At 32.0% G+C, this 5,128-nt stretch carries 2 protein-coding genes and 1 pseudogene; all 3 read right to left on the bottom strand.

What is annotated here, in order from left to right:
- Positions 1-43 precede the first annotated feature (43 nt).
- The gene (locus DIU01_RS04745) at positions 44-2,467 is read right to left on the bottom strand and encodes an ABC transporter permease (RefSeq protein ID WP_290832095.1); all 2,424 of its coding nucleotides are present in this window, start codon (positions 2,465-2,467) and stop codon (positions 44-46) included.
- 1 nt (position 2,468) lies between these two features.
- Positions 2,469-4,904, bottom strand: coding sequence for an ABC transporter permease (locus DIU01_RS04740; protein ID WP_290832094.1), 2,436 nt, complete (start codon positions 4,902-4,904; stop codon positions 2,469-2,471).
- 12 nt (positions 4,905-4,916) lie between these two features.
- Positions 4,917-5,128: pseudogene (locus tag DIU01_RS04735) on the bottom strand (ABC transporter ATP-binding protein); the annotation flags it as partial.

Below are 5,128 nucleotides of genomic sequence, written 5' to 3'. Positions count from 1 at the left end.
AATTTTGGAATTTGGAATTTGAATTTTAAATAATGGTATTTGATCATTCGTATTTTAAATACTTCAAAACATCAACTCTTGTTGCTTGATATGCTCTTGACAAAACCACAATTAAAGTCAAAATCAATAAAATTATAAATCCGACCAAAAATGGAATTATCGAAATGTCGATTCTAAAAGCGAAATTTTCGAGCCATAAATTCAGTAAGTAATAGGCTGGAAAAAGTGCGATTACAAAACCGATCACACAATAAACAACATACTGTTTTGAAAGAGATGTGAGTAACATTTTGGTTTCTGCACCAAGTGTTTTTCTGATGGCGATTTCCTTCATTCGGTTTTGGATAGAATACGATGCAAGTGCAAATAATCCGAAAAGCGAAATCAAGATGACAACGATATTCAACAACGAAAAGAGGTTTCTTTGATTAATAAAATCGCTGTAGGTTCGAGCGAAATTTTTATCTACAAAATCATACGAAAACGGATAACGTGTATCGATTTTTGAAGTCCAGAATTCTTCAATTTTCGCAATGGTTTCTTCGTTATTTTCTGAATTGATTTTCACAAACAATTTGCTTAAAAAACTACTTTCAGAAATGGTTTTTAAATGATAAAAAATCATTGGTGGTACTTCTTTTTGCGGTCCATAAACGCTGAAATCTTCTACAATTCCAACTATTTTCAATCTTCGAATGCCTGGATTTTCTCCGTCATCTTTAAAATCAAATTCTTTTCCTATCGGATTTTTTTCGTCCATCATTTTTAAAGCTGCTCGATTTAAAAGCACTGAATTTAAAGTGTCTGAAGCAAATTTTGGTGAAAGATTTCGTCCTTCAACAACCTTAATTTTCATCTGATCTAACAAACCAAATTCCATTGACATATTCTGAACTTCAACATCTTTTCCATTGTATGCAAAAATTGAAGAGAAATAGCCACCAAATCCGAAAGAAAAATTGCCTGCCGAAACGCTTTCGACACCTTTAATTTTTAGTAATTCGGCTTGAATTCTATCAAAATCTTTTGGTTTTTTAATTTCACTAAATGGGATATCCAAAACCTGATTTCCGTTGAAACCAAGATTTTTATTCATCATAAAATTCACTTGTTGCACAACAATGTAAGATCCAATTAGGAAAAACGACGCTATTGCAAATTGCAGAATAAGCATTCCGTTTCTGAGCCAAATTCCTTTTTTGCTTCGGGTGAAATTTCCTTTTAAGACATTTAAAACCTCAAAATTTGATACATAAATGGCAGGAAAAATTCCGGCAAAAAGAATCGTAATAATAAAAACTATCAGCAATTGAATATAAAAATGTCCATTATTAAGTACCAATTCTTTTGACAAAAACTGATTGTAATAAGGAAGAAAAAGTTCCACCAACATCAAAGCCAACATCACCGAAAACGTAGTTGTAATTATAGTTTCTGTAATAAATTGCAAAACAATCTGCGATTTTGTTGCGCCAATAATTTTGCGAACCCCAACTTCTTTAGCACGTTTTATAGCATTTGCTGTAGCAAGATTGATGTAATTTACAATTGAAAGAATTAAAATCAGGACTGATAATCCCAACATAATTAGCAAAAATTGATAATTTCCGCTTCCTTCTGGATAACCATTTGTAACTTTTGAATGCAATCTTGCGGTTGCCAAAGATTCTAGATAAGGTTTGTCCAAACCAAAATTTTTGATGTACTCATCTGTAGAAATTCCTTTTTCTTTGGCTAATTTTTTGGCCTGTTTTTCAACATAAATGTTCCAGATTTGTTTTTCAACGGCTTCTTTATTATTGGGATTTTTTAATTTTACTACCAAATAACAAGTATGACTTTGCCAATTTTCGGCATTTTGTTTTACATTTTCTTCAAATTCTTCTCGCAAAACAACTGCTGGTGCAACTGAAGATTTTTCGGAAATTTTATAAACGCCAACAACAACACAATTTTTATCTCCAATTTTTAGCGATTGATTTATCGGATTTTCATTTCCAAAAATAAGTTGTGCAGTTTGTTCAGAAATTGCTACACTATTTTTATTTTTCAGCGCATTTTTCGCACTTCCTTTTGTAAATTGAAATGGAAAAAAAGAAAAGAAATTACCTTCCGATTTTAGGATTTTCTGAACCATTTCTTTCTTGTCGTTGTACTCAATTAGCGCACCGTTGTAACCTGGCTGAAAATTGCAATAGGATTCTACTTCAGATGAATATCGCTTTAAAGTTTCGCCCAACGGAATAACATTATAAGCCAAAAAACCCGATCGTGGCTGATCATTTACAACTTGAAAAATGGTTTCTTTCTCCGGATTCCAAGCATTATAATTTTGTTCATCGTTCCAATATAAGATTGCGAAAATCAATCCGGCGATGCCAATACTCAAACCCAAAACATTCAAAGCCGTGAAAAGCTTGTTGTTTTTGATTTGGTACAAAAATATATTTATCCAATTTTTTAGCATCTTATTCGTATTTTAAATATTTCAAAATATCAACTCTTGTTGCTTGATATGCTCTTGATAGAACTACTACCAACGTTAAAATCAGTAAAACAACAAATCCAATAATGAATGGAAGTATCGAAATATCAATTCTAAAAGCGAAATTTTCGAGCCATAAATTCAGTAAATAATATGCTGGAAATAGCGCAATTAAAAACCCGATTATGCAAAAAACGATGTATTGTTTTGATAATTCTTTCAATAAAACATTGGTTTCTGCACCGAGTGTTTTTCTGATGGCGATTTCTTTCATTCGGTTTTGAATTGAAAAAGAAGCCAAAGAGAACAATCCGAAAAGTGCAATTAAGATTACTATTACATTTAATAATGAAAATAAATTCTTCTGTTTTACAAAAGCTTCATAAGTTCGAGCGTATTCTTTATCGACAAAATCATATTCAAACGGATACTCTGTGTCAACATTTTTAACCCAGAATTTCTCGATGTTTGCAATGGTTTCTTCCATGTTTTCTGCCTTAACTTTGACGTGGATTTTATTAGCATTTTGCAACATCCAATCCACAGTTTTGAAGTGAAAAAACACCATTGGTGGTACTTTGTCTTGTGGTCCGAACAAATTAAAATCTTTAACTATTCCAATAATTTTGAACTTGTTTTCATTCCAATTCACTTCTTTTCCAATCGGATTTTTCTCACCCATTTCCTCCAAAGCCGTTTCGTTTACCAACATAGAATTGATAGTGTCTGAAGCAAATTTTTCGGATAAACTTCGTCCTTCTTTGATTTGGATTTGCATCATTTCTAGCATTCCAAAATCGACTCCCATATTTCTACCTTGAATATTATGGCTGTTTTTATAAGTAAATCCTGTTGTTGAACCATATGATGAACCAAAACTAAAAGCTCCAGTTGAAACTTGTTCAACTCCATTAATTTTGGAAATCTCAGCTTTAATCATATTGTAGCGATTGTAGATCTTCTTCTTGTAATTGTCTTCCTTCCAATTGTATTTATTTCGGTAAGAAATTGACAGCACTTGATCGCCTTTAAATCCCAAATCTTTGGTCGAAATGTATTTTATTTGCTCATAAACAATATAAGATCCAATGATGAAAAAACTAGCAATCGCAAATTGAAGAATCAACATTCCGTTGCGCAACCAAATACCACTTTTGCTTCTTCCAAAATTGCCTTTGAGTACTTTTAAAGTTTCAAAATTAGACACATAAACAGCAGGAAAAATTCCGGCAACGACAATTGTAACTAGGAATATTAAAATCAATTGTAAGTAAAATTGATTTCCGAAAATGACTAACTTTTTTCCTAAAAAATCATTATAATAAGGCAACGATAACTCAACAATCACTAATGCTAACAAAATTGAAAACGTAGCAATTAAAACAGTTTCGAATATAAATTGCTTAATAATATTAGATTTTGATGCTCCAATTATTTTACGAACACCAACTTCCTTGGCACGTTTTATTGCATTTGCAGTGGCAAGATTGATGTAATTCACAATTGATAAAATTAGAATCAAAACAGACAAACCAAGCATAATTACTAGAAATTGATAATTCCCTTTTCCTTCTGCAAATCCGTCGGTTATCGAATGTAATCTTGAATCTTTTAATGGTTCAAGAATCACTTTTAGATCATCGCCTCCATTTTTTTTCAACCATTCTTCAATTGTAATTCCTTCTGATTTTGCCCATTTAACAATTCGGTTTTCAAACATTAATTTTTCAATCTTGGCAATAACTTTCTCTTTATCGTCTGGATTTTTTAATTTCAGCATCAATCCGAAACTGAAATTTCCCCAATTTTCCTTTTCCTCCAAAAGCCGATTATCTAGTAAATTAGTTACAGCATCTGGTTGCATAGACGATTTTCCTGGAACTACATAAACACCACGAACCACTAAATTCCGACCTGAGTAGTGTACAATTTTACCCATTGGATTTTCAGTTCCAAATAGTCTTTCGGAAGCTGCTTTTGAAATTGCAATACTTGTATTGTCTTTCAAAGCTGTTTTCGCATTTCCTTGAATAAAATCGAATGGAAACATTTCAAAAAAGTTTTTTTGAGCATCGTTTATTTTGAGAATTTCTTTCTTGTTTTTGTATTGAACAATCTCTTCGTAATACCAATTATCCATGTAACAGTAGGATTCAATTTCGTTGAAATCTGTTTTCAAATGCGCTTCCAATGCCGCCACATTACTTGCCCAATAATCGGTCGCACTTACTCTATTTATTACTTGAAAAACCTTTTCTTTATTAGGATTCCAATCGTTATAACTGTGTTCGTCGTTCCAATACAGAATGGCAAAAATCAATCCTGCAATACCGATACTCAAACCCAAAACATTCAAAGCTGTGAAAAGTTTGTTGTTTTTGATGTGGTATAAAAATATATTTATCCAATTTTTTAGCATTAGTTCCAGTCTTTATTGTTTTACTAAAACATCAATATTGCGGCTGTTTGTTTTTTCAGAAAGTACGATTCCGTCTTTCATGAAAATAGTTCTTTGCGAAAAAGAAGCATCATAATCAGAGTGCGTTACCATTAAAATTGTTGCACCTTGCGCGTGTAAATCGGTCAATAATTCCATTACTTCGTTACCGTTTTTACTGTCAAGATTTCCTGTTGGCTCATCGG

This window comes from Flavobacterium sp. (genome assembly GCF_003525665.1).
GTDB lineage: Bacteria > Bacteroidota > Bacteroidia > Flavobacteriales > Flavobacteriaceae > Flavobacterium.
This window is presented reverse-complemented; position numbering and strand designations above follow the sequence as displayed.

Bases quoted from the DNA above. Each gene is read 5' to 3' on its own strand.
- DIU01_RS04740 (WP_290832094.1), bottom strand. From the start codon at position 4,904: ATGCTAAAAAATTGGATAAATATATTTTTATACCACATCAAAAACAAC.
- DIU01_RS04745 (WP_290832095.1), bottom strand. From the start codon at position 2,467: ATGCTAAAAAATTGGATAAATATATTTTTGTACCAAATCAAAAACAAC.